This window comes from Luteimonas terrae, from assembly GCF_031457535.1.
Lineage (GTDB): Bacteria > Pseudomonadota > Gammaproteobacteria > Xanthomonadales > Xanthomonadaceae > Luteimonas > Luteimonas terrae_A.
Genome location: NZ_JAVDWO010000017.1, coordinates 20,994 through 47,175, shown reverse-complemented (window position 1 = coordinate 47,175; position 26,182 = coordinate 20,994). Strand labels below are relative to the sequence as shown.

At 67.6% G+C, this 26,182-nt stretch carries 19 protein-coding genes and 1 pseudogene; 15 read left to right on the top strand and 5 right to left on the bottom strand.

The window, feature by feature from the left end:
• Positions 1-3,768: an amino acid adenylation domain-containing protein gene (locus tag J2W68_RS16685; RefSeq protein WP_310238179.1), complete on the top strand. Its 3,768-nt coding sequence runs from the start codon at positions 1-3 to the stop codon at positions 3,766-3,768.
• A 125-nt stretch (positions 3,769-3,893) separates the two neighbouring features.
• Here J2W68_RS16685 and J2W68_RS18040 read toward each other — a convergent pair.
• Positions 3,894-4,466: pseudogene (locus J2W68_RS18040) on the bottom strand (LysR substrate-binding domain-containing protein); the annotation flags it as partial.
• A gap of 270 nt (positions 4,467-4,736) precedes the next feature.
• Here J2W68_RS18040 and J2W68_RS16680 point away from each other — a divergent pair.
• Positions 4,737-6,869: a prolyl oligopeptidase family serine peptidase gene (locus J2W68_RS16680; RefSeq protein ID WP_310238177.1), complete on the top strand. Its 2,133-nt coding sequence runs from the start codon at positions 4,737-4,739 to the stop codon at positions 6,867-6,869.
• 188 nt (positions 6,870-7,057) lie between these two features.
• Here the strand turns inward: J2W68_RS16680 and J2W68_RS16675 are convergent, their stop codons facing one another.
• Complete coding sequence (locus tag J2W68_RS16675; RefSeq protein WP_310238174.1) at positions 7,058-7,675, bottom strand: YiiX family permuted papain-like enzyme; 618 nt, start codon at positions 7,673-7,675, stop codon at positions 7,058-7,060.
• 234 nt (positions 7,676-7,909) lie between these two features.
• On the opposite strand from J2W68_RS16675, the gene J2W68_RS16670 reads away from it, so the two are divergent.
• The 4 genes from J2W68_RS16670 (at position 7,910) to motB (ending at position 11,094) form a co-directional block, all read left to right on the top strand.
• The gene (locus tag J2W68_RS16670; RefSeq protein WP_310238171.1) at positions 7,910-8,500 is read left to right on the top strand and encodes an NADPH-dependent FMN reductase; all 591 of its coding nucleotides are present in this window, start codon (positions 7,910-7,912) and stop codon (positions 8,498-8,500) included.
• A gap of 228 nt (positions 8,501-8,728) precedes the next feature.
• Positions 8,729-9,172 carry a hypothetical protein gene (locus J2W68_RS16665; protein WP_310238168.1) on the top strand — a complete coding sequence of 148 codons (444 nt, stop codon included), beginning with the start codon at positions 8,729-8,731 and terminating at the stop codon, positions 9,170-9,172.
• A 141-nt stretch (positions 9,173-9,313) separates the two neighbouring features.
• Positions 9,314-10,174, top strand: a complete 861-nt coding sequence (gene motA / locus J2W68_RS16660; protein ID WP_310238165.1) for a flagellar motor stator protein MotA — start codon at positions 9,314-9,316, stop codon at positions 10,172-10,174.
• A gap of 11 nt (positions 10,175-10,185) precedes the next feature.
• Complete coding sequence (motB, locus tag J2W68_RS16655) at positions 10,186-11,094, top strand: flagellar motor protein MotB (RefSeq protein ID WP_310238162.1); 909 nt, start codon at positions 10,186-10,188, stop codon at positions 11,092-11,094.
• A gap of 248 nt (positions 11,095-11,342) precedes the next feature.
• Here the strand turns inward: motB and J2W68_RS16650 are convergent, their stop codons facing one another.
• On the bottom strand, positions 11,343-11,768 hold the full coding sequence (locus J2W68_RS16650; protein ID WP_310238159.1) for an FKBP-type peptidyl-prolyl cis-trans isomerase: 426 nt from the start codon (positions 11,766-11,768) through the stop codon (positions 11,343-11,345).
• Between the two features lie 104 nt (positions 11,769-11,872).
• Between J2W68_RS16650 and J2W68_RS16645 the strand changes: the two genes are divergently transcribed.
• The 6 genes from J2W68_RS16645 to J2W68_RS16620 all read left to right on the top strand — a co-directional run bounded on the left by J2W68_RS16645 (position 11,873) and on the right by J2W68_RS16620 (position 21,185).
• Positions 11,873-13,000 (top strand): Gfo/Idh/MocA family protein, encoded by a 1,128-nt coding sequence (locus J2W68_RS16645; protein ID WP_310238157.1) that lies wholly within the window; start codon positions 11,873-11,875, stop codon positions 12,998-13,000.
• An 851-nt stretch (positions 13,001-13,851) separates the two neighbouring features.
• Positions 13,852-16,962, top strand: a complete 3,111-nt coding sequence (locus J2W68_RS16640) for a TonB-dependent receptor (RefSeq protein ID WP_430539765.1) — start codon at positions 13,852-13,854, stop codon at positions 16,960-16,962.
• Positions 16,963-17,135: 173 nt separating this feature from the next.
• A complete protein-coding gene (locus J2W68_RS16635) occupies positions 17,136-17,891 on the top strand; it encodes a SapC family protein (protein WP_310238152.1) in 756 nt (251 codons plus the stop codon).
• A 13-nt stretch (positions 17,892-17,904) separates the two neighbouring features.
• Positions 17,905-18,906 carry a cupin-like domain-containing protein gene (locus J2W68_RS16630; RefSeq protein WP_310238149.1) on the top strand — a complete coding sequence of 334 codons (1,002 nt, stop codon included), beginning with the start codon at positions 17,905-17,907 and terminating at the stop codon, positions 18,904-18,906.
• A gap of 20 nt (positions 18,907-18,926) precedes the next feature.
• Positions 18,927-20,456: a tryptophan halogenase family protein gene (locus tag J2W68_RS16625; protein WP_310238146.1), complete on the top strand. Its 1,530-nt coding sequence runs from the start codon at positions 18,927-18,929 to the stop codon at positions 20,454-20,456.
• 24 nt (positions 20,457-20,480) lie between these two features.
• Positions 20,481-21,185, top strand: a complete 705-nt coding sequence (locus tag J2W68_RS16620; protein ID WP_310238143.1) for a DUF6445 family protein — start codon at positions 20,481-20,483, stop codon at positions 21,183-21,185.
• Between the two features lie 213 nt (positions 21,186-21,398).
• Here the strand turns inward: J2W68_RS16620 and J2W68_RS16615 are convergent, their stop codons facing one another.
• Positions 21,399-21,713 carry an HPF/RaiA family ribosome-associated protein gene (locus tag J2W68_RS16615; RefSeq protein WP_310238140.1) on the bottom strand — a complete coding sequence of 105 codons (315 nt, stop codon included), beginning with the start codon at positions 21,711-21,713 and terminating at the stop codon, positions 21,399-21,401.
• Positions 21,714-22,100: 387 nt separating this feature from the next.
• On the opposite strand from J2W68_RS16615, the gene J2W68_RS16610 reads away from it, so the two are divergent.
• Together J2W68_RS16610 and J2W68_RS16605 are read left to right on the top strand one after the other, a co-directional pair.
• Positions 22,101-22,709 (top strand): LysE family translocator, encoded by a 609-nt coding sequence (locus J2W68_RS16610; protein ID WP_310238138.1) that lies wholly within the window; start codon positions 22,101-22,103, stop codon positions 22,707-22,709.
• 255 nt (positions 22,710-22,964) lie between these two features.
• Positions 22,965-23,783 (top strand): DUF5694 domain-containing protein, encoded by an 819-nt coding sequence (locus tag J2W68_RS16605; protein ID WP_310238134.1) that lies wholly within the window; start codon positions 22,965-22,967, stop codon positions 23,781-23,783.
• 7 nt (positions 23,784-23,790) lie between these two features.
• On the opposite strand, the gene J2W68_RS16600 is transcribed toward J2W68_RS16605, so the two are convergent.
• Complete coding sequence (locus tag J2W68_RS16600; protein WP_310238131.1) at positions 23,791-24,822, bottom strand: LysR family transcriptional regulator; 1,032 nt, start codon at positions 24,820-24,822, stop codon at positions 23,791-23,793.
• 100 nt (positions 24,823-24,922) lie between these two features.
• Between J2W68_RS16600 and J2W68_RS16595 the strand changes: the two genes are divergently transcribed.
• Positions 24,923-26,143, top strand: coding sequence for an MFS transporter (locus tag J2W68_RS16595; RefSeq protein ID WP_310238129.1), 1,221 nt, complete (start codon positions 24,923-24,925; stop codon positions 26,141-26,143).
• The last annotated feature ends 39 nt before the right edge of the window (positions 26,144-26,182 follow it).

Genomic DNA, 26,182 nt, shown 5'->3' with positions numbered 1-26,182 from the left:
ATGCAGGACGCCCTCCGTCCGAACAATGATCAGCCAGCGCTCGACCCGCGCCAGTTGCATCGCATGCTCGTCGAATGGAACGCCACCGCGTCCCCGTACGACCGCTCCGCGACGGTCTGGAGCCTGGTCGAGGCGCAGCTGCTGGCGCATCCACAGCGCATCGCCGTCATCGACGGGCACACCGAGATCGACGCTGGGCGACTGCTCGCAGAGTCGCAGGCGGTGGCCACGACACTCGCGGCGCGCGGCGTGCAGCCCGGCGCGCTGGTCGGCGTGTGCATGGGTCGCAGCTGGCGACTCGTCGCGACAATGCTGGGTGTCATGCGTGCGGGATGTGCCTATGTGCCGCTGGATCCCGCCTATCCGCGGGAGCGGGTGCGCTACATGCTGGATCATGCGCAGGCCGCTGCGGTCGTCGTCGATGGACAGGCGTCCACGGATCTGTGCGCCGGAGTTCCCGTCGTGGTCGATGTCGACGCTCTCGACGCGCTCGACGCGCGCGCCGGCGCGACGCGTCCGCCGCCATCCCCCGACGACCTGGCGTATGTGATCTACACGTCCGGGTCGACCGGCCATCCGAAGGGCGTCGCCGTCGAACACCGCAACGTCGTCGCGATGGTCCACGCGATGCGCCAGTTGCTGGACGACGAGGAACTGTCCGGCGTGCTGGCGGCCGCGTCGATCTGTTTCGACACCTCGGTGATGGAGATCCTCGGCACGCTGTCGCTGGGCGGCACGGTGGTGCTGGCGGACAACGCGCTGGAACTGCCGGCGTTGCCGGCGGCCGGGCGAGTGCGCACGACGATCATGGTGCCCTCGTCGATGCATCAGCTGCTGGCGGTGGGCGGCCTGCCGCGAAGCGTGCGCTGTGTGGTCTGCGGCGGCGATGTGCTGAAACGTTCGCTGGTGACGCAACTGCATGCGCAGCCGCAACGTCCGCGCGTGCTCAATCTCTACGGGCCGACCGAAGACACGGTCTACTCGACGGCCACCGAAGTATCGGCCGACGTGCAGACGATCACGATCGGCAGGCCGGTGGCGAACGCCCGCGCCTACATCCTTGACGAGACAATGCGGCCTGTGGCCGTGGGCGTGCCCGGGGAACTGCACCTGGCCGGCGATCACCTCGCACGCGGCTATCTGCACGACGAGGCCCGCACGCGCGAGCGCTTCGTCGAACCGGACCCGGGCGGGCCGATCGCGGACGTGCGCCTGTACCGCACCGGCGACCGATGTCGCTGGACCGAGGACGGCGAGATCGAATTTCTCGGTCGCATCGACCAGCAGGTCAAGCTGCGCGGCTTCCGGATCGAACTCGAGGAGATCGAGACGGTGCTGGAGTCGATGCCCGGCGTGGACGCCGCGGCCGCGGCGGTCGTCGACGTCGGCGACGGCAGGCGCCTGCTCGCCGCTTACGTGGACAGTGCGGCGGGCACGGTGAGCGAGGCCGCAGTGCGCGACTACGCGGCGCATCGGATGCCGAAGTACATGGTGCCCCAGGTGGTCGTACATCTCGCCGAGATGCCCCGGCTGGCCAACGGCAAGCTCGACCGGAGCCGGCTTCCGGTGCCCGCGTCGCGTCCACTTCCAGCGTTGGCCGGAACGGCGGACCCACACCCCGAGCGGACCGCGTCTGCCGATGCCGCAGGCGAACTTCAAGGCTTGACGGATCGCCCGGGGGAAGCGCGTCACGCCGCGTTGCTGTCGCTGGTGCGGCGCGAGTTCGCGCGGTTTCTCCGTCTGGATGATCCCGGCCAGGTGCACCCGCACCACACGCTGGATGCGCTCGGCCTCGATTCGCTCGACTCGGTCGAGCTCGGCCATCGACTGTCCACGGTGCTGGGCCGGGCGCTCCCCGCGTCGACACTCGTTGAACATCCGACCGCCGATGCAGTCGCCGCGCATCTGGCCGATGTACTCGGCAGCGGCACCGATGACGCGCGCACCAGCGCCGCGCCTGTAACGGCCGCCGACACGCTGGGCAACTTCCAGATGCAGATCCGCGCCGGGCATCCGCCGTTCCTGGCGGCGCGGGCCGCGGCGTGGTCGGCGACCGACAAGGGTGCGCTGATCATGGCGTTCAAGGGCCTGCTCGCGCGCTCGGGCCGGGAGCCCTACAGCAAGCTCGTCCGCACCGGCAGCGGGCACAAGGGCACGGTCGTCGACGTGCACAGCGGCGAGGCGCACGAGGCGATCATCTGGAGCACCAACCTGTATCTCGGGCTGAACCGGGACCGCGACGTCATCGCCCAGGCCCACGCCGCGCTGGAACGCTTCGGCACCGGCATGGGCACCTCACCGACCGCGTCGGGCATGACCGACCTGCACCTGGATTTCGAAAAGGAGTTCGCCGCGCTGGTGGGCAAGCCGGCCGGCTGCCTGTTCTCGACGGGATTCACCGCCAACCTCGGTGTGATCGCGGGCCTGCTCGGCGACAAGGACGTCGTGGTGATGGACCAGCTCTGCCATGCGTCCATCGTCGACGGCGCGCGTCTCAGCGGCGCCAGGATCCGCACGTTCAAGCACAACGACGCGTCCGATCTTCAAGCCGTGCTGGAGGCCGAAGCCTCGCCGCATCGCACGACGCTGGTGGTGCTCGAAGGCGTCTACAGCATGGGCGAGGGCACCGCGCCGGTGCGCGACATCGTGCAGGTGGCCAAGCGCCACGGCGCGCTGGTGCTGGTGGACGAGGCCCATTCGTTCGGCTTCTACGGCCCGCGCGGTGCCGGCATCTGCGCAGAGCAGGGCGTGACCGACCAGGTCGACTTCATCATGACCACGCTGAGCAAGGCGCTCGGCAGCCTCGGCGGCGTGATCGCCGCCAGCGAGGCGCACGTCGCGCTGCTCAAGACCTCGGCGCGTGCCTATGTGTTCCAGGCGACCACCACGCCGGCCGACATCGCGGCGGCGCTGGCCGCGTTGCGGCGGCTGCGCGAAGACGATGCACTGCGCGCGCGGTTGTGGGACACCACCCGTTACATGCGCGCGCGCTTCACCGAGGCGGGCTACGACCTGGGCACCGGCGACGGCCCGATCGTGACCCCGCATTTTTCCGACAGCGACACCCTGTACGCGATCGCGCGCGGCATGCATGCGCGCGGCGTCCACACGACGGCGGTGACCTATCCGATCGTCGAACGTGGCCGCGGCCGCCTGCGCTTCATCTGTTCGGCCGCGCACGCGCGCGAGGACGTGGACCGGACGCTCGCGACCTTGATCGACGTGCAGCGCGAGGTCGAGCAGGCACGGCGCGTGGCTGCGGATGCGAGCGGTGCACTGATGGATCCGTCGATTCCGGGCACCGGACCATCCGGTGATGGCGAGCGGCGGGACGGCCTGCGCCCATTGGACACGCGCGCGGCGCGCGCGGATCTCGATGCGTGGGGCAGCACGTTCGCGCATGCGCTGGGCGAACGCCTGGCCGAGGCCCAGGGGCCGGTGCCGCGTCTCGCGGTGTCGATCGGCTTGGCCGGACACGACGCACGGCTCGCGCTGCGGATCGATGGGCACACCGTGACGACGGACGCGCTGCCGGCCGGCGACGGCATGCCCGCGTGTTCGCTGGTCCTCGCGGACGATGCTGCGGTCGCCGCACTGTGCGCGTTCGATGTGCAGGGCGTGCTGGATGCATGCATCCGGGGCGGCTGCGCGCTGAGCGGACAGATCGAGCCGTTCGTCTGGTTCGTCGCCCGTCTGGCCGAAACGCAAGGCGTTGCCGCGCCGCGTCCAGCCGCCGCGGGCGTGGGAGCGGGGACGGTGCACGCCTGACGACGGCGTTGGCCATGCCTTCGGCACGGTGCGCCGCGTGCCGTCGACGTGGCCGCTTCGCGTCGCGACGCCCGGTGATCCGCGCGTGCAGCCTGCGTGGTTCGCTGGACCTCGGCTGCTTCGCGGACCACGTCGATGAACGCACGCAGCGGTGCCGGCACCTGCCGGTGACTGGCGAAGTAGAGGCACAGGCCGGGCCAGGGCGGGCTCCAGTCCTCCAGCAGCGGCACCATTCGTCCCGCGTCCAGCGCTGCACGCGCGAACGATTCGGGAACGAAGGCGATGCCGAGGCCGTCGATCGCGGCGGCCAACATCAGGTCGTTGTCGTCGAGACTCAGGGGGCCGGCCACGTCGACGGCATGGTGCGCACCGTGTCGTTCGAACTCCCAGCGGTAGCGCTTGCCGCTGGGCAGGCGCTGCCGGATGCAGCGGTGCGCCAGCAGTGCGTCCGGCCTCTGCGGACGACCCGCGGCGGCGACATAGGCCTGGGACGCGACGGCGAGGAAGCGGACATCGGGGCCGAACGGAACCGCGATCATGTCCTTCGGGACCGCTTCGGCGAGGTGGACGCCGGCATCAAACCATCGACGACTGCGCGTCTTCCCGCGATGTATGTCGCGCGATCGCCAGCGGCGCGTTCGACACCAAGGGCGGTGCCGGGCCCACGGCCACAGCGATGATCGAGGTGGCGGGCGCACAACACCCGCCGCGCCGGATCGCGCTCGGCAGCATTGAGCGCGCGCTTACAGCGCGGATGGACGATCCGCACGCGTCGCCGATGACGTGGCCATCCGGGTCATCGACGAGCGCGTCAGACTGGTGAGCCGGTTCGCTCGGACGACTGATCGCATCGCGCGGTTGTGGCAGGGAGAGCTCAGGCTCGCCGCTGTCTGGCCGCTTCCGTGACCGGATGGCGTTCACTGCTGGGGAGCCTCGCCCCGCGCAACCGCGCCTTTGTGGAGATCCCGATGTCCTGCATCCGCCTGTCCGGCGCCGCGCTGTTCGCCGCCCTGATGCCATTCGCCGTTGCTTCGGCGCAGGCACCCGTTGCAAAAGTGGTTCCGGTGGTCGACGACTACTACGGCACCGCGGTCACCGATCCGTATCGCTGGATGGAGAGCGGCGAGGACCCGGACTGGCTGCCGTGGCTCAAGGCGCAGGGCGCGCATGCGCAGGCGGTGTTCGCGGGGCTGCCGCAGCGGGCGGCGCTGCTGGCCGACGTGGCCGCGCGCTCCGGTGAGCTGACCAGCGTGGGCAGTGCCGAGCTCGCGGGAGGGCGCGTGTTCCACGAAATCCGTGCAGCGGGCGAGCAGGACACCAAGCTGATGGTGCGCGACGTCGATGGCCGCAGCCGCGTGCTGTTCGATCCGCGCACGATGCCGGGCGAGGAAGAGCAGGTGCTCGACCGCTGGATGGCCGCGCCGGACGGCCGTCACGTGCTGCTGCAGACCTCGCTGCGCGGTACCGAACATTCGACGATCCGGGTCATGGACGTCGACGCCGGTCGCCTGCTCGACGTGGCGGTGCCGCATGCGCAGGGGCTGAGCTGGACCGGCGACAGCCGCAGCTTCAGCTATCTCAAGTTCGTCGGCGCGCCCGGCACACCGGCGTATTTCGTGGGCAACGAACCGCGGTTGCATCGGCTGGACGGGAACGGACCTGACCTGGTGCTGGCACGTCGCGGCGAAGCGGGCATCGTGGCCACGCCGGAACAGTTTCTGCTGGTGGTGTTCGACCCGAGCAGCGACACCGCGCTGGCCATCGTGCGCGACGGTCGCAGCGAGGCCGCCGTGTACCGGGCCGATGCCGGGCGTGCGCTGACTGCGACCGGAGCGTGGACGCCGGTCGCCGGCTTCGACGACGTGGTGGTGGACGTCGCCCTGCACGGCGACCGGATGTACCTGCTGTCCAGACGGGACGCGTCCGGCGGCCGCGTGCTGACCACGTCGGCCGCGTCGCCCGACCTGGCCACCGCCCGTGAACGCCCACTGCCCGGTGCACCGGTGATCGAGTCGATGCTGGCGACGCCCGGCGATCTGCTGGTACGCACCCTGGAGGGCGCGGCGTCCGGCGTGTGGCGGGTGCCGGACACAGGCGCGCCGGTGCAGCTGGCGTTGCCGTTTGACGGGCAGGTGGCGTGGCTGCAGGGCGATGCGCGCGACGGCGGCGTGTTGCTGGCGATGACCGGCTGGTTCACGCCGCTGACGGTGTACGCGCTGGACGCAGGCAGCGGCCGGCTCGACGATCTGGCGCTGGTGCCACCGCCGCCCTTCGACACCGGCGTCTACACCGCCCGCAGGGGCACGGCTACCGCGCGCGACGGCGTGGACGTGCCCTATACGCTGGTGATGAAAGGCGATACCCAGCCCGACCGCACCACCCCCGTTCTGCTCGAGGCCTACGGGGCCTACGGGTATCCGGCGTCACCGCGCTTCAGTGCGCGCATGCTCGCGTTCCTCGACCGCGGCGGCGTCTACGCGGTGGCCAACGTGCGCGGCGGCGGCGAGTTCGGCCGCGATTGGCACTACGCGGGCAAGGCCGGCACCAAGGCCACGACCTGGCGCGATGCGATCGATGTGGCGGAAGCGCTGGTGGCTGCGGGCATCGGATCGGCGGACACGATGACACTGCTCGGCACGTCGGCTGGTGGCGTGATGCTGGGCGGCGCGATCAACGAGCGGCCTGACCTGTTTAGTGGCGCCATCGCCAACGTGGGTTTCATGAATCCCATCCGCTACGTGTCCGAGCAGAACTACGCCGACATCGAGGAATGGGGCGGACCGATCAGCGATGCGCAGTCGTTCCGGACCATGTACGCCCTCGACCCCTACCAGCACATCCGCGAGGGCGTCGACTATCCGGCCACGCTTGTGGTGTCGGGCCTCAACGATCCGCGTGCGGCCACGTTCCACAGCGCCAAGTACGCCGCGCGCCTCGCGGCGGCCACGACCAGCGCCGAACCGGTGTTGCTGCGAATCGATTTCGACGCCGGGCATGGCATGGGCTCGAGCCGGAGCCAGCTCGACGAGGTCTGGACCGACATCTATGCCTTCGCGCTTTGGCAGGGCGGCCATCCGGAGTTCCAGCCGCCGGCGCAGTGATCGGCCGTGCGAGGTGCGGGCTCTGCCTCGCCCCAGGAAACTGCGAGTCGGAAGCCGCTTCGTGCTGGGACCCCGCACCACGCACGTGGGGCCGGGGCGGCGGGGTGGATCAACTTCCAGACATCCCGGAATGGACCAGATCGAATGGTCGCGAGTGCGCCGCGGCGGCGGTCCACCCCGTGCACATTTCACGGGAGGCTACTTCTCATACACCGTTTCAAGCAGCGCGCTCTCGAACATGGACTTGGGGAGATCACCGGCTCCTGCGGTGACGGCTGGCCCTCCCAGCGGGCACGGATCGTGGCCTGCACGGCAGGGTGGGACAGGTCGAATTCGCTAACGGTCTGCAGCTTGCCGATCTCGATGCCGAGCGCCCGGTTGTAGATTTTCCAGACCAGCTCGGAGCAGTAGACGTACGCGTCGGACCATTCGAAGCGCAGGTCGTAGGGCCGCCCCTCGAACGCCCGGCCTTCCTCCAGCATGCGGTCGAGCGTCGCCGGCGAGAGCAGTCGATCCGCATCCACGAGACGCTTCACGACGAACCGGCCGCCGTCCCCCCGGCGGGTCCAGTCGGCCAGTGGCGTGAACTTCACCGGCTGCACCGCTTCGTACACCATCGGCGCGCCGTCCAGCAGGAAGACGATCCCCATGTGGCTGTAGGGCGAGTTCGTGGCCTTCTGGATCGCCAGACTCTGCGCAGATCGGGAGGTATGGAAGATGACATCACCCGCCCGCGGGTCGTACTCGGCGTGGGCGGCAGCGCATGCCAGCAGCGCGGGCAATGCGAGGACAAGGAAGCGTCGCATGGTCTTCTCCATTGCGCGGACAGTCGCCTGTCGGGTTACGTGCTGGACCGGCAGTCGCTGCCACGTGGTCCGAGGCGTGATTTTACGGCGCCATGCCGGGCGGCACTTGTAACAGTGGGCACCGACATCGTGTCTCGCGGTCGCGCGTCTTGCTGCATACCTCCACGCGATGCTCGGACAGTGGTGCGATGATCCGGTGGCAGACACGCCGTCACCGCTTCTCAGGGCACCGCAATGGCCGAACGCATCCTGGTTTTCTACGGCTCCTATCGCGCCGACCGCATGGGCATCCGCCTGGCGGACTACTGCGTGCGCGCGCTGCAGGCGCGCGGTATCGACGCGGCACTGATCGACGCCAGGGCGGTGGATCTGCCGATGCTCGACCGCATGTACAAGGAGTACCCGGAAGGCCAGGCGCCCGAGGCGATGGCCGCATTGGCCGACAAGATCCGCGGTGCCGATGGCTTCGTGTTCGTCACCGGCGAATACAACTGGGGCGTGCAGCCTGGGCTGAAGAATCTCACCGACCACTTCCTGGAGGAGTGGTTCTGGCGTCCGGCAGGCGTCGTCAGCTATTCGGCCGGGCGTCTGGCCGGTGCGCGCGCGGGTGTCGCCTGGCACGGCACGTTGTCGGAGATGGGCATGGTGGTGATCTCCAGCACCGTCAACGTCGGGCCGATCGCCGACACGCTGGATGCGCAGGGACATCCAACGGGCAAAGCCGGCGAGTCGCTGGAGAAAAGCTTCGCCCGCTTTGCCGATGACCTGACCTGGTGGACCGAGGCCGCGCGGCTGCAGAAGACGCGCCGCGCGCCACCGTACTGAGGCGGAACGTCATGCCGGATGCACATGTCCGGCGCGATCGCCGCCAGAGGGCAGTGCGCGTGCGGCCGGAGGTTCCGCCCGCCGCGACACCGCAGGCTGCCGGCAACGCCATGGTGCGCCCCGGCGCCCTGGCAGTTCGCGCAGAATGGCGGCCCACTCGTGCCTGGCAATGCACCTGCGCACGTCGCGGCATCGGTCGCGCATCTGTACGCACATAGGAATCGCATCATGTCCATCCGGACGACCCGCATCGCCGTTTCGCGCACGTATCGAGGGTCTGCGCTTGCTGCGACAGCGGCGGCCGTTGCTACGGCCGTCCAGGTGATGTGGTCGTCTCCCGTCGCGCTGTCAGCCGCCGAGTGGCGCACCTCGCCGCTGGCCTATGTGTCGCTGCTGAGCCTGATCGCGTGGGTGTCGACGCTCGCCCTGCTGGCGTTGCTCCCGCGTCGCCTGGGCCCGGGGGTACAGGCCGGGTGGGTGGCGCTGACCATGGCCGGCTACTGGCTGTTGCTGAATTACGTCGATTTTGTCTTGCGCGTGGCGGCGTGGAGCACATTCGAGAGGTCTTCGATCCTGCTGCATGTACTGCGGGCCTCCGCGTTGCCGGTCGCGGTATGCGCGGCCGCGCTCGTCGCGCTGCTGCCGCGCCTGCTGACTCGAAGCAGGCGATAGCGGCCGCCGTCGTCACCAAGGATCGATGGGATATCAGGCGCCCGTACGCGGGCGCTTCAGCGCGCTTTGGTACGCGCGCTCAAGCCGGAAGGCAGGGTGCCGATACTGGTTGGACTGTTCCGCTTTCTGGATTCACCGCTCATGTATCTGATCATCGGCGCTTTTGTGGTCATCGCCAGCATGGTCGGCGGCTTCACGATGGTGGGCGGCAACCTGATGACGCTGTGGCACGTCAACGAGATCGTCGTGATCTGCGGCTGCGCGCTGGGTGCCTATGTGATCGCCACGCCGCCCAAAGTGATGAAGGGCGCGATGCAGACCATGCTCGCGCTGTTCAAGGGCCCCAAGTACAAGCGCGCCGATTATGTCGACCTGCTGAAGCTGATCTACGAAATGCTGATGAAGATGCGCCGCGACGGCACGATGTCGATCGAGGAGCACATCGAAAATCCCGAGAACAGCACGATCTTCCAGAAGTACCCGAAGATCGCCGCCGACCATCACGTGCTGACCTTCATTACCGACTGCATGCGCCTGATGGTGGGCGGCAGCATGAGCCCGCACGAGCTGGAATCGCTGCTCGAGTACGAGCTTGAAACGCACCACCAGGAGGCGCTGGAACCCGCGCATTCTGTGCAGAAAGTTGCCGATGCACTGCCGGGCTTCGGCATCGTCGCGGCCGTGCTTGGCATCATTCTGACGATGTCCATCGTCGGCAGCGCGCCGCCGGCGGAGATCGGCGCGAAGGTCGCGTCCGCACTGGTGGGCACCTTCCTCGGTATTTTCCTGGCCTACGGCTTCGTCGGGCCCATGGCCAGTGCGATGGAGAACCGCGCCCATGAGGAGGGCAAGGCGTTCGAGGTGGTCAAGATGGCGCTGGTGGCCTCGCTGCGCGGCTATCCACCGTCGGTGGCGATCGAGTTCGCGCGCAAGCTGCTGTTCTCCGATGTACGCCCGAGCTTCCAGGACCTGGAAGCCGACCTCAAGACCGCCAAGGGCTGACGGGCCGCACCATGAGCGAGACCCTGCAACCGATCATCATCGTGCGCAAGAAGAGGCGCGCCTCTGGTGGGCATCATGGTGGCGCCTGGAAAGTGGCGTATGCCGACTTCGTCACCGCGATGATGGCGTTCTTCATGGTGATGTGGCTGGTGGCGACGATGCCGCAGGAACAGCTGGGCGGCGTCTCCGAATACTTCAAGAATCCGAGCGCGGTCGCGGGCCGATCCGCGGTGATGACGCCCGGCGCCAATGGCCCCGGCGGCGCGGGCAATGTGCCGATCAAGATGTTCGACCACTTGCGCAATCCGCCCGGCGCCGGACCCGATACCAAGGTGGGCGAGCGCAGCGATGCAGCCGAGCGCGCGCGTGATGCGGCGGACCAGGAGCGGTTGGAGGCACTGCAGCGCGCGCTGGAGAAGGCCGTGGCCAGCAGCCAGGCGCTCGCCCCGTTCAAGGACCAGCTGCTGATCGACATCACGCCCGAAGGCCTGCGGATCCAGATTGTGGACACGCTCAACCGGCCGATGTTCGACCTGGGCTCGCAGAATCTGAAGGACTACACCACCCGCATCCTGATCGAGCTGGCGACCTACCTCAACCAGGTCGAAAACCGCGTGGCGATTTCCGGACATACGGACAACACGCCGTACTCAGGCGCGAGCGACATCAGCAACTGGGAACTGTCCTCCCAGCGCGCCAATGCAGCGCGCCGTGCATTGGTGGCAGGTGGGCTCGAAGAGGCCAAGCTGTCGCGCGTGGTGGGCCTGGCATCCTCCGTCCCGTTCGACAAGACCGATGAAGCCAACCCCATCAACCGCCGCATCAGCATCGTGGTGTTGAACAACGCCGCCGAGCGCAGCGCGGCGCGCAGTGACGACGCGCTGACACCGGTGGCGGATGCCCCGGCGGACGAGCCCTGAGGCCATCACAGCACCTGTCGGCACATGGCGGCGACGCGATGCGATGATCGCCGTCGCGCGCCTGCCGACAGGCACGCGCCGATCGGATCGAAGATGCGCGCGCGGATCCGGTGAAACGGCGATGGCGCGCGGGAGCAGAATCCGGCGCGCGACGCCCACCGCCGGAATGAGGGGCAGGGCGTTGTCACGCGTCGCGGCACGCTGCGGATCGGGACGTCGAGTCCGCAGCGCGCCGCGGGATGCGCGGCTTACTTCCGGATGTCGAGCAACTCCACCTCGAAGACCAGAGAGGCGCCCGGCGGAATCGCATTGCCGGCGCCGTTGGTGCCGTAGCCGAGCCATGCGGGGATGTGCAGTTCCCGCGTGCCACCCGGACGCATGCCGGCCACGCCCTCGTCCCAGCCGCGGATGACACGGCCAGCGCCCAGCTCGAATACGAACGGCTGCCCGCGATCGCGGGAGCTGTCGAACTTCTCGCCACGTTTGTCCGGCGCGTTCTGGTCGTAGAGCCAGCCGGTGTAGTGCACGCTGACCTCGTCACCCGCGCTTGCCGGCGTGCCCGCTCCTGTGGATACGTCGACGCGCTCCAGTTGCGCCACGTCGCCGCCGGTATAGGGCGGTGGACTGCCGCATGCGGCAAGCAGCAGAACGGACAATAGGACAATTTTGCGCAATGGGCGGTGCGTCATGGGCGGGAGCACTTTGGACGGAGCAGACAGGATAGCCCCGGGCAGACACGCTGCTAGGATCAGGCGCTCACCTATTCGACGGAGGCGCCATGGATCCCAACCGCTGGTCGAACGGCATCTCCCGCCGCCGGGTCCTGCAGTCTCTGGCGCTGGTCGGTGCCGCAGTTGCGCTGCCAAAAGCCTTCGCTGCAACGCCGCCTGCACGCCGCCTCGGCGTCGCGCTCGTCGGGTTGGGCGGCTACAGCCGCGATCTGCTCGCGCCCGCGCTGCAGCTCACCCGACACTGCCGGCTTGCCGGGCTGGTCACCGGCTCGCCGGAGAAGGTCCCGGCGTGGCAGGAGAAGTACGGCATCCGTGATGCCAACGTCTACAGCTACGACGACTTCCACCGGATCGCGGACAACCCGGAGATCGACGTCGTTTACGTCGTCACGCCAAACCATCTGCACATGCCGCAGACCCTGATCGCCGCCAATGCAGGCAAGCACGTCTGGTGCGAGAAGCCGATGGCGATGGACGCGCGCGAAGGCGGGGCGATGATCAAGGCCTGCCGCGACAACCGGGTGCAACTCGCCATCGGTTACCGAATACAGCACGAACCCAACACACGACGCTTCATCGACATGGCAGCGGAGCGGCCCTTCGGGCGCATCGTGCAGCTGCGCGCCGATGCCGGCTGGTTCGGCTGGCGACAGGGCGCCGACGATGCCTGGCGGCTCGACCCCGCACGCGGTGGCGGTGCGATGTACGACATGGGCGTCTACTGCGTGAACGCCGCGCGCTACAGCACCGGCCTCGAACCTGTGGCGGTGCGGGCCTGGGACGAGACCGCGCGCCGCGAGATCTTCCGCGGCGTCGATGAAACCACGCGCTTCACGCTCGAATTTCCCGGCGATATCGTCGCCGAGTGCGTAACCAGCTTCGGTCGCAATCTCAACACGCTGCACATCGACTGCGAGCGCGGCTGGTACGAGCTGTCGCCGTTCCAGTCCTACGATGGCAACGTCGGACGCGCCAGCGACGGCACCCGCTTTAGCGCGCAGCTCGGCGAGAAACCGCGCATGCAGGCCGAGCAGATGGACCAGGACGCGCTCGCCATCCTTGAAGGCCGACCGCCGCGCGCACCGGGTGAGGAAGGCCTGCGTGACATGCACGTGCTCGATGCGGTCTTCGCGTCGGTGCGCAGCGGCAACCAACCCGTGCGGATTGCCGGATAGGACGCCAGCGGCGCCGGGTTCACATGCCTGGCGTCGAGGGGTGGCGCGCCCGTTATGGCTGCAAACCGCTGATATAGAGAACGCGGCAGCATCTGTCGAAGGTGCCAGTCCAGCGCGGCATACCCGGAGCAGGGCGACTCCCGGCGTCAGCGGCAGTGCCTGTTCGAAGCGCGATCCGAAGACCTTCAACGCAATGCCGGGCGACGCAAGGCCGCACGCGTTTGAAACAAGCGGCGTTTTTTTCACGCGCGTGCGCGGACGCGGATGATCACGCCCGGTCTTGCTGCGGTGCACAGATTGTCCGCATTCGGAAAACGCGCGCGTGTGGCCCGACTGCGGCGTCTGAAATTGCTGCGGAAACGTGAATTGGGTATCCGAGCGCAGCTGCAGCACGCGCGATGTGTGGCGGGCCAATTTCAGGCACCTGCTTTTGCTGCGCTGCATGGTGACAAACCCCTGACAGCGCTATACACCTGCAGCCGTGGGGTGTTAGCGCTATCACGGAGTGGCAGCAGATGGGGGCGAGCAGACGGTTCGAGACGTGACACGGCATGGGTCATATGCCGGGACGCGATGCGATACGGACCCATTGCTTGATGCGGCCGACGCCAGTGCGCGGGGGAAGGGACGAGGGCGTGACGCATCCCTCCCGTTGCGGACGACGATCCAGTGAGTTCAAGAGAAACACTCTGAGGACATGTGCCTGGCGTGCACCGCGTGGATACGCGGAACGATGCCCGGGCGCTGGTGAGTGAGGTGAGTGCCGTGGGCAACCTGCCGGCGGTCGTTCGAATCTCGGTGCTGAGGACGGGCCAATGAACCAGAAGTTCAAGCGTTTCAAGTCGACCGCAATGTTCACCTTCGTGGGCGGCGTGCTGATCATCAACCCCGCCTTCGCGCAGGAGGCGCAGCAAACGCCGGTCGGCCAGAGCGCGCCCGCCGACCGGACCAGCGGCCAGGACGATGCCACGGAGCTCGATGCGGTCGTCGTCACCGGGCTGCGCAGCAGCCTCAATCAGGCGATGGAAACCAAGCGCGAGGCGGCCGGCGTGGTCGACGCGATCAGCGCGGAGGACATCGGCAAGTTCCCCGATACCAACCTCGCCGAATCGCTGCAGCGCATCACCGGTATCTCGATCGAGCGCCGCGACGGCGAAGGCGCCCAGGTCACGGCGCGCGGCTTCGGCCCGCAGTTCAATATGGTGACGCTCAATGGCCGCCAGGTGCCGGGCGCGGATGCGTTCGGCGCCGCCGGGCAGGTGGCGATCGGTGGTGTCGACGGTGGTACGCGCGCCTTCAACTTCGCGCAGCTGGCGGCCGAGGCGATCAGCGGCATCGAGGTCTACAAGACCAGCCAGGCGCACGTGCCCAGTGGCGGTATCGGCGCGACGATCAATATCCTCACCGACCGCCCGTTCAATCACACGGGCGTGGTCGCCAGTGCCGGCGCCAAGGTCGTGTCCGATCGCAGCCAGGTCTTCGACAACGACCTGACGCCTGAGCTATCCGGCATTTTCAGTTACACCAATCCCGACAAGACCTTCGGTGTCGGCCTGAGCACGAGCTACCAGAAGCGCAAGGGCGGTTCGGTGCAGGCCACCGAAAACTACTGGAACGTCCAGCCATGGACGGGCACGATGCCTGGCGACCCGGACGTCATCAACGCGCCTGGCGTCGGCGAGCTCTACGCGCGTCCCAACGATCTGCGCTATGCGTTCTCCGAGTTCGAGCGTGAACGCCTCAATGGCCAGGCGGTCGTGCAGTTCGCGCCGACCGACAGCGTCACCCTGACGCTGGACTACACCTATTCCACCAACGAGATCACCGAGAACCGCGGCGAGCAGGCGATGTGGCTGCAGAACAGCGCCTACACCGACATCGAGTTCGACACCTCGGGCGCGGTGGCGACGCCGATCTACATCCGCGAGATCGCCGGCACCAAGGATTTCGGTCTCGAGCAGCAGCGCAGCATGCAGGAGTACAAGCTCGGCTCGCTGGGGTTCAACGCCGTGTGGGACGTCAACAGCGATCTGCGTTTCAGCTTCGACGCGCACAACTCGAAGACCGAGAGCAGGCCCAACGACCCGCAGACGGGTGGCGGCTCGACCTTCATGAGCATCGCCGGCACCAACAACTGCACCACCGGCCCCCATTGCGGCGGCTCGTGGGTGCAGGAACTGGTCTTCAACAATGGCCTGCCGATCGGCACGCAGACCTGGTATCCGACGACCGCGGATGCGATCGCCGGCACCAACGGTGTCGTCAATCCCGGCTTCGTCGAAGGCGAGATCGGCTCCCAGGTCTTCCGTGTCAACGCGCAGACCCAGGTCAGCGAGATCAAGCAGGCGCGGATCGACGGTGAGTGGAGCTTCGACGAAGGCCGCTTCCAGTTCGGCGTGGACACCAACAAGGCCACGACGCATCGCCTGCAGGCCGCAGAGGCCTACTCGACGCTCGGCGACTGGGGCGTGGCCAACGTCGACGCCGACGTGGCCGGGGGCCTGATGGATCTGCTGCAGCCGGTCAACCTGGTCGGGCTGTTCGACGACTACAACATCAACAGCTGGACGGCCTGGCGCGGCGATACCGGCGCGTTGGCGCAGTGGGCGGCGGCGCAGTACGGCATCGGCCTGGGCGTCAGCCCGCAGAACGCGGCCGACAACCGGATCGAAGAGAAAACCAATGCCGCGTACATGCAGCTCAGTCTGGAAGGTGAGCTGGGCGGCATGCGCACCAATACCCGCATCGGCGTGCGTTATGAAACGACCGACATCATCTCGACCTCGGTCATCGCGATTCCCGAGGCGATCGAATGGCAGGCCAACAATGATTTCCGGATCGTGCTGTCCGACGAACTGGAGCCTTTCAGCGAGAGCGCCAGCTACAGCTACATCCTGCCCAATCTCGATTTCAGCATCGACTTCACCGACCAGCTGAAGGGACGTGCGTCGTTCGGGCGCAGCATCGCCCGTGCGCCTTACGGCAATCTCTACGCAGGGCCGGGCGCGCAGCAACCCTTCGGCTCGGTGCTGCTGGATCCCTCGACGCGTGCCAGCGGCAACTCGCAGAACCCCAGCCTGAAACCACTCGAGTCCGACAACCTCGACTTCGCAGTCGAGTGGTATTTCGCCGAAGCCAGCTACCTGTCGCTGACCTACTGGAACAAGTCGGTCAGCAATTTCATCGGCAACACGATCACCCAGGAACCGTTGTACGGACTCACAGATCCGACCTCCGGCCCCGATGCCCAGGCCGCGTTGGCCTTCCTGCAGAGCGCGGCTTGCGTGGCGCAGGTGGGTGCGGCCAATGCGGCGGCGTGTTCGGGCAACGACACGGCGTTATTCACCGCTCTCGCACTGCTGCGCAATGATCCGGCGGGACTGGCGGCCTACAACGGAACCGACGCGCAGGTGCTCGCCACCGAGGCTGCCTATGATCTTTACGGCACGGCGGCCGATCCGCTGTACCAGTTCAACGTCAACCGGCCGGTCAACCAGAACCAGTCCAAGCTGCACGGCTGGGAGATGGGCGGCCAGTACTTCTTCGGCGAGAGCGGGTTCGGCATCTACGCGAACTACACGATCGTGCAGGGCGACGTGGGCTACGACAACAGCGGCGATCCGTCGATCGACCAGTTCGCGCTGACGGGACTGAGCGACACCGCGAATGCCATGCTGATGTACGAGAAATACGGATTCTCGGTACGCCTGGCCTGGAACTGGCGCGACGAGTATCTGATCCTCGCCAACCAGGGCGCCAGCCGGAATCCCTACTACGTCGAAGCCTACGACCAGTGGGACCTCAGCGTGAACTACGCCCTCAACGACCACTGGTCGTTCGGCTTCGAGGCGATCAACCTGACCGGTGAGGACGTGCGCTGGCATGCGCGCACCGACCAGCAGATCATGAAGCTGGCTGATCAGAGCCCGCGTTACACGCTGGGCGTGCGCTACAAGTTCTAATCGCGACGACGCCTCCCCCAGGGACGTTGCCCGACGGGGCCGCTGCAGGCGCAGCGGTCCCGTTCGATGTGGCGCTACACGAACAATCAAACCGATGATCCGGCTGGATGTGGCCGGTAGTATCTGGCCAGCGCTCGCCTGCACCTGCGGCGACGCTGCAGCCTGGAGAGGTGATGGCCCGCTACGAACTGCTCAACAACGTGGCGCACAAGGATCTGCGCGTCGCCACTGGTTTTGGCCCCCGCTTCGGCGACGACGTGGGCATGGTGCCGGCCTTTCCCAGTGAATATGCCGAGCTGCAGCGCGAGTATCCGATTTTCTTCCGCAAGGACGGCGACGGCCGCTGGAGTTCGGTGGCACTGCTTGGCTTCGAACAGCGCGAGAACCTCTACCTGCAGGACGGCCGCTGGAATGCCAGTTATCTGCCGGGTGCCGCGGCGAAGGGGCCGTTCCTGATCGGGTTCCAGGAACAGCGCATCGACGGCGAACTGCGGCAGGAGCCGGTGATCCATGTCGATCTCGAGCATCCGCGTGTCAACGACGTCGAGGGCGAGCCGGTGTTCCTGCCGCAGGGCGGCAACAGCCCCTATCTCGATCACATCGCCGGCATCCTGCGGGGCATCCGCGACGGCACGACGTTCGGCGCGGCGATGTTCGCGGCCTTCGATGCGCTGGGCCTGATCCAGCCGGTGCAGCTGGCGGTGGCGCTGGACGAGCGCCATCGGGTCGATGTCAGCGGCCTGCACAGCATCGACCGCGATGCATTGGCGGCGTTGGACGGTCCGGCGCTGGAACGCTTGAACCGCGCCGGTTATCTGGAAGGCGCTTATCTGGTGCTGGCGTCGCTGCACAACGTGAAGCGGTTGATGGCGGAGAAGCAGCGCCGCCTGCGTGCGCAGGACGCGACGTTGTCCGACGGTCGGAGCTGATCGCGTGGAAGGAATGCGCAGTATCGATGTCCGCAATGCGGCCGACGTGCCGCTCGACGCACTGCTGGCCGACGGCATGCCTGCGCTGCTCAAGGGCGTCGCGTCCGGCTGGGGACTGGTGCATGCGGGGCGCGCGTCGACCGCGGATGCCATGGCGTATCTGCGTGGGTTCGATGCGGGCCGTCCGGTGCCGTATTCGTATGGCGCGCCTTCGATCCGCGGGCGGCCTTTCTACAACGACGACTTCACCGCGTTGAACGTCGAAGTCCGGCGCGGTGGTCTGGGAGAGGTGCTCGACGCGATCGCGCAGCATCTCGACGACGCGTCGCCGCCGACGTATTACCTCGCGTCGTTGCCGGTCGCGGGCGCACTGCCGGGTTTCGTCGCCGACAACGATCTGGGGTTGGCCGCGCGCGGTATCGAGGCGCCGCCGAGTATCTGGATCGGCAACCGGGTGGTCGCGTCGTGCCATTTCGATGCGCCCGAAAACTTGGCCGTCTGCGCCGTGGGCAAGCGTAAATTCACGTTGTTTCCGCCGGAGCAGATCGACAACCTCTATCCCGGCCCGCTGGACCCGACCCCGGGCGGGCAGGTCGTCAGCCTGGTCGATTTCGCCGCGCCGGATTTCGCGCGCTATCCGCGCTTCCGCGACGCGCTGGCGACGGCGCAGACCGCGACGCTGGAACCGGGGGATGCGATCTTCATTCCCAGCATGTGGTGGCACCACGTGCGCAGCGTCGAACCTTTCAATGTGCTGGTCAATTACTGGTGGCGCCGCTCGCCGGCATTCCTGTCGTCACCACTGCCTGCGCTGTACCACGCGCTGTGGACGGTGCGGGACCTGCCCGAGCGCGAGAAGCAGGCGTGGGCCAAAGTGTTCGAGTACTACGTGTTCGGGCCGAAGACACGCGCCGGTGCGCATCTGCCGGAAGCGGCGCGTGACGTGCTCGGTCCCATCGACGACACATTGGCGCGACGCATCCGCGCCATGCTCATCGGCCGCTTGAACCGCTGAGCGCCCAGGAGAAAGACGACATGGAACACGCAGACCAGGCGGCGGGCCGGATTCGCAAGGTGGTGATCGCCGGCGGCGGCACGGCGGGCTGGTTGGCCGCATGCGCGCTTGCGCACCAGTTCCGCGAGCGGCTGGACATCACCCTGGTGGAATCGGAGCAGATCGGCACCGTCGGTGTCGGCGAATCCACGGTCCCGCCGATCCGCACCTTCCACCGCTTCCTGCAGATCGACGAGCAGGAATTCCTGCGCGCTGTCGCCGGCACGTTCAAGCTGTCGATCTCGTTCGAGAACTGGCTCCGGCCTGGCGACCGCTACATCCATCCCTTCGGCATCACCGGGCAGGGCACCTGGGCGGCCGCGTTCCATCATTTCTGGCTCGACAGCCAGCGCCGTGGCATGACGTCGGCACTTGGCGATTTCTGCCTGGAAACCTTGGCATCCCGCGAGGACCGGTTCGCGCTCGGCACCGATCCGCAGGTCAATTACGCCTACCACCTCGACGCCGGCCTGTATGCGAAGTTCCTGCGCCGGATCGCCGAGCGGCACGGGCTCAAGCGTGTCGAAGGCAAGATCCGCGAGGTCAGCCGGCATGCGCACAGCGGCGATGTCGACGCACTGGTGCTGGAAGACGGGCAGCGGCTGGAGGGCGACCTGTTCATCGATTGCACCGGCTTTCGCGGCCTGCTGATCGAGCAGACGCTGCAGACCGGCTACGAGGACTGGAGCGATTGGCTGCCGAGCGATCGCGCGGTCGCCGTGCAGACAGAATCGGATGGCGCGCCGGTGCCGTACACGCGCGCGATCGCGCACGAGGCGGGCTGGCGCTGGCACATCCCGCTGCAGCATCGGGTAGGCAACGGCCTGGTGTTTTCGAGTCGCTACATGTCCGACGACGAGGCGCATGCGAAGTTGCTGCGCGATGTCGGCGCGCGGCCCTTGAAGGACCCATGGCTGGTGCCGTTCCGCACCGGGCGCCGGCGCAAGGCGTGGAACCGCAACGTGGTGTCGCTGGGTCTGGCGAGCGGCTTCATCGAGCCGCTGGAATCGACCAGCCTGCATCTGACCATCAGCGCCGTGGTGCGCCTGATCCAGTTGTTTCCGTTCGACGGCATCTCGCCTGCGCTGGTGGATCGCTTCAACGACGTCAGCCGCGAAGAGATGGAGCATGTGCGGGATTTCATCGTCCTGCACTATCACGCGACGCGGCGCGACGAGCCGATGTGGGTGGCATGTCGCGAGATGGCGCTGCCGCCCTCGCTGCAGATCCGCCTGCGCGCGTGGCGCGAGCGCGCGCATGCCTGGCAGAACGCCGACGAACTGTTCCGGGTCGACTCGTGGACGCACGTACTGCTGGGACAGGGCATCGCCCCGGGCCCGCCGCATCCGCTGGCGCAGGCCTTGGCCGACGAGGATCTGCGCCGGCTGCTGTACGGCATCCGCGAACCGATCGGACGCGCGGTCGCGCAGATGCCGTCGCAGCAGGCCTTCATCGCGCGCTATTGCCAGGCCGGGCCCGAGGTCTGGGGTGCGCGGGCGTCGACGCCGTAACCGACGCCGCGACCGGCCGCCCGCATGCTGCTGACACCCCATCCGGAATTTCGCGTCACCCGGCGCACGATCGGCGCCGAGGGCGCGCCGCTGCTGATCGTGGACCAGCTGGTGTCCGATCCCGATCGCTTGGTGCGCAAGGCGGCGAGCAGTCATTTCGCGATGCCGTCTTCGATGTTCCCGGGTTTGCGGGCGCCTGCGCCGGCGTCGTACCGCCTGTTCCTGGAGGCCGCGCTCAATCCGCTGCTCGAAGCCAGCTTCGGCATCGCGCCCGGGCGGTTCGCGTTTCCGATGTGCCACTACTCGCTGGTGACGACGCCGCCTGCAAAGCTCGCGTTTCTGCAGCGGGTGCCGCATATCGACTCGGCGCACCGGGACGGGCTCGCGACCGTGCACTACCTGTTCCGCGGCGACTGGGGTGGCACCGCGTTCTACCGGCATCGCCGCAGCGGGTTCGAGACCATCGACGAGAGCCGTCACGCAGCGTACTTCGCCTGCCTGGCGGAAGAGCAGCGCCGCGAAGACGATACCGCCGCCGGCGCCGGCTACATCGGTGACGACACCGCGCTGTTCCAGCGCATCGCCGATGTCGGCGCGGTCTTCAATCGCCTGATCGTCTACCGCCGCAATTCACTGCATTCGGGATGCATCGACAATGCACGCGTACCGCCGCCGGATGTGGTCCACGGCCGACTGTCGATCAATACGTTTATTGATATCGCGCGTTGAATCCGATTCGGAGTTCCAGTGCGTCGTCACTGGATCACTTCGCCTGCCGGGCTTGCGAGCCGCGAACCAGACGCCGTGTGGTTTCTTTTCTGCAAGCCGGATGCAAAGAAGCCCCGCACATGCGGGGCCTCCGTGACTGCAGATGCGATGCGGGTGCAGCGATGCGAACCATCGCCTGACAGCGCGCCAGCGCGACGATCAGACGCGCATGCCTCAATACCCGCGTTGCTTCTCGATACGCGCGTCCAGCATCACCTTGAGCTTGTCGCATGCACCGCGGATCGCTTTTTCCGTGTCCTCGGCATCGTGGCTCGCGCCGACCGGATCGTCGTTCTCCAGCCGCGCTTCCAGTGCGCAGCGCCGATCGTTCGGGCCACCCTTGACGGAATTGTGGTCGGAGAGGAACACCTCGATCCGGCTCAGTCGTGACGAGAACCGGCCCAGGTACTGCTCGATCATCGCGTTCACCCGCGCCTCGAGGGCTTCGGTGCCGTCGACGTGGTTGTCGGTGTTCAACTGGATCTTCAAAGCAAAACTCCTGCATTGCGAAACATGTGCGTGGTACCAGCCTAACGGCGTACACCCCGGTGGCTGCGTGAAGCGCCCGGGTTCCGTACGACAGACCCTGCGTTGCATGCGCACGCTGGACGATCGCTGGAAGATGGGTAGGCGCAGCGCATGCACGAACGTGTTCCGGAGAATCGCCAGTGGACCGCACACAGCGCGCCAGGCGCGCGGATCACGGGGCGAGCGGGATGCCTCGTGTGGCGCGTGTCGAGGCGGTCCACATCGATCTGCGCAGTCGTCGAAGCGCCTGGCCGGGACCGAGCCGGATGCTGTAGACGCCGCAGAACAGAGTGCGGACCGGGTAGTCTGAGTCCGCCGTATCAGCGCGGCCCCCGGGGGATGCGGAACGTGGACTGGCTGGGCTTTGCGCTTGCCGTGTTGCTGGTGGAAATTACGCCCGGGCCCAACATGGCCTGGCTGGTTTCGCTGACGCTGGCCGACGGACGGCGCGCGGGACTGCTGGCGACGGCCGGCGTGGCCATCGGCTTGGCGCTCAACGCTGCGCTGTCCAGCCTGGGGCTCAGCGCACTGCTGGTGAATTTCCCCGCGATCGGCACCTGGGTTGGCGTCGGCGCAGGTCTGATGATGCTCTGGCTGGCCTGGCGCGGCTGGCAGGCGACGACCGATTCGTCCTCTGCCGTCGTGGCGGGACGCGCAACGCATCGCGTCCTGTGGGCGGGTGTGGTGATCAATCTGCTCAACGTCAAGGCTGCGTTGTTCTTTCTTACTGTCGTGCCGCGTTTCCTGTCCGGGCCGGACCCGCCATTGCGCGAGATCCTGCTGCTGGGCCTGATCAGCGTGGGCGTGGCGACGCTGGTGCACCTGTCGCTGGTGCTCGGCGCCGGACGCCTGCGGGACGTGCTCACCCGACCGGATCGAGTGGGCCCGGTGAGGCGCGTGCTGGCGCTGGGCATGGTCGTTGTTGCCTGCTGGTTCTTCTATTCGGCGCTCGGATGATCCGAACCCGATCAATGGACGCGCTGCGCGGTTGTGCGCGCCGTGGTCATTGAATCTGTGCGCCGCCCGGCCGCGACGGGGCAGTCAGCCTGACCCACAACGCAGTACACCTGCGGGACGCGAGCACCTCGTGCAGCGAAATCCCGGTCTGCCACATCGCCCCGGTCCCGCCGCAAGTCCCTGCGACTTCCGGCATGCGCGCCCGGGGCGATGCCATCGGTAGTTTGAAGGCCGGTCCTTCGAATGGAGTTCCCCATGTGCCGCAAGCCGCTCTACGCCGCGCTTCTATGCTGCGCCGCCGCTTTCGTCAGTGATGCCGGCGCTGTTGAACCTGCGTCCGCGCGGGCGCAGGTGATGCTGATCGGCGTCTTTCACTTCGCGAATCCCGGGCTGGACGTGGTGAAGTCGGACGTCATCGACGTCACGACCGACGAGAACCAGGACTATTTGTCGGGTCTGGCGACGCGCCTGGCGGGGTTTGCCCCCACCGATGTGCTGGTGGAATGCCTGCCGCGGGCACAGGCCAAACAGGACGCCGCATACGCCGCCTGGCGCGGCGGGACCGCAGCGTTGGACGTCGACGAGACGCAGCAGATCGGATTCCGCGTGGCGCAGGCGGCTGGCCTCGCTGGCGTGACGTGCTTCGACGAAGGCGACGTGCACTGGAACGGCGGACCGTTGTTCGAGTACGTCGCTGCGCACGAGCCCGAGCGCAAGGCCGCGATGGATGCGGTCTTCGCCTCGCTGTCGGCGCGCGCGACCCGCGAGCAGACCACGCTGCCGCTGCCGGAACTGTTACGACTGAGCAACGACCCCGAGCGCGATCGCGAGAACAAGGATCTCTACATCGTGACCAATGCAGTCGATGCGGGCAGCGGGTTCGTCGGCGCCGATGCATCGGCGAGCTGGTGGCATCGCAACTTCCGCATGTACGCCAATGTGCAGAAGGCCGCCGCGCCCGGCCGTCGCGTGCTGGTGATCGCCGGCGCCGGACACACGGCGATCCTCCGCGATCTGCTCGAGATCGATGGGCAGCGCGATGCGGAAGACGTCAACGCGTACCTGTTGCCCTGAGACCGGTTTACCGTCGCTTCTTCGCAGGCGCGGGGCGCTGCCGGGATGACGGTGCAGCCGCGCGTTTCAAGGTCGCGGCGCCGGACGGCGTTGCCGCCGCGGCGGGTTCCGGCGTCCCCGCTTGCGCGCGCTCCCACACCGGCGGATCGCCCAGTCGCGCGACCAGGAAATCCACCAGTGCGCGTACGCGCGGCGGCACCATGCGGCGTTGGGGCATGACGGCGTAGATCGCGCTGGTGGGCAGGGTGTAGTCGGGCAGGACCACCACCAGCCGCCCCACGCGCAGGTCCTCGTGGACGTGCCACAGCGAATGCAGCGAAATGCCCAGGCCGGCCACGGTGGCGTCGCGCAGCGCCTCGCCCAGGTTGCTTTCGAAGCGTGCCTGCATGCGGACCGGATGGGTCACGCCATCCGCCGCGACGAGCTGCCACACGTCCTGCAGCCCGTGGGTGCCGAACAGCAGCACGCCGTCGTGTGCGGCGAGATCGGCGGGCGTCCGCGGCGTACCGCGCCTGGCGAGATAGTCAGGCGATGCGCAGAGCACGCGCAGGTTGCGCGCGATGGGACGCGCGATCAGCGACGAGTCGGCGAGTTCGCCAATGCGGATCGCCAGGTCGTAGCCGCGGCCGACGGGATCCGTCACCCGGTCGTCCAGGTCGAGGCTGACGCGCAGCTGCGGATGCTGCGCCAGGAATTCCGGCAGCAGCGGCGAGATGTACTGGCGCCCGAACGAGGCCGATGTGGTCAGCCGCAGGGTGCCGGCGACGCCGCTGCCACCGCCAGTCTCGCGCAGGTTGGCGGTGAGGCTGTCGAGTTCGTCGAGCAGGGGCCGGCCCTGTTCGGCCAGCAGCAGGCCTTCGGGCGTGGGATGCAGACGCCGCGTGGTCCGGTGCAGCAGGCGCACGCCGAGTTCTGCTTCCAGGCGCTTGAGACGCTGGCTGGCGGTGGCGACCGAGAGGTCCAGGGTGCGGGCGGCGGCGCTGATCGAGCCCAGATCGATGACCCGCAGGAACAGTGCCACGTCGCTGATGCGATCCATGGATTATCAATATTCGGTTGAGAGTGATTGCGGATCTTAACGCTGTGCCGGCAATCCTCGCGGCCGCAGACTGCGCGCCATCCCTCCACCGGCGACGTCCATGTCCTCTGCACCTTCCACATCGCCGCGCATGCCGCTCGCGCTGTACGCACTCACGGCCGGCGCGTTCGGTATCGGTACGACCGAGTTCGTGATCATGGGGCTGCTGACCCAGGTGGCAGCCGATCTGCAGGTGAGCCTCGCGGCCGCGGGCCTGCTGATTTCCGGCTACGCGCTCGGCGTGTTCGTGGGCGCGCCATTGCTGACCATCGCGACCGGCCGCTTACCGCGCAAGGCGGTGCTCGTCGGTCTGATGGTGGTGTTCACGCTGGGCAATCTGGCCTGCGCGCTGGCGCCGGACTACGGTTGGCTGATGGCGGCGCGGGTGGTGACATCGCTGGCGCACGGCACCTTCTTTGGCGTCGGCGCGGTCGTAGCGACCGGGTTGGTGCCCGAAGACCGCAAGGCCTCGGCGATCTCGGTGATGTTCACCGGGCTCACCGTGGCAACGCTGCTCGGCGTGCCGGCCGGTGCGTGGCTGGGCCTGGAATACGGCTGGCGCTCGACGTTCTGGGCGGTCACCGTGATCGGCGTGCTGGCGACGGTGATCATTGCGACCCTGGTGCCGAAGGATTCCGGAATCCGCACGCCGATTCCATTGAAGCGGGAGGTCGCGGCGGTGCTGCAGCCGCAGGTGCTGCTCGGCCTGTTGATGACTGTGCTGGGCTTCGCCGGTGTGTTCACCGTCTACACCTACATCCAGCCGATCCTGCTGCAGGTCACCGGCCTGGCGGAGACCGCGGTGTCCGGTGTTTTGCTGGTGTTCGGCGTCGGCATGATCGTCGGCAACCTGCTGGGTGGGCGCCTGGCGGATCGCCGTCCTGCTGGATCACTGGTGGTCACGCTGGGCGTGCTGGCGCTGCTGCTCGCGGCGATCGGTCTGGTGATGCGCTCGCCGGTCGCGATGGTCGCGTTCACGGGTCTGCTCGGCGTCGCGGCCTTCGCAACCGTGGCGCCGATGCAGCTGTGGGTGCTGCAGAAGGCGGGGGCGGCCGGGCGCACCCTCGCCTCGAGCCTCAACATCGGCGCGTTCAATCTCGGCAATGCGCTCGGCGCATGGCTCGGCGGCCTCGTGCTTGTGCACGCCGGTGGGCTGACGCGTGTGAGCTGGGCGGCGGCCCTCGTGACGTTGACCGGCGTCGGCGTCGCGGTGATCGCGATCCGGCTCGCGCGACCGCTGCGCGCGGCGCCACCTGGCGCAGCGTTGTGTCCGGAGGCCTGAGCGGCGTCTGCAGCGCTGCGTACGCCCGGCTCGCGAGAC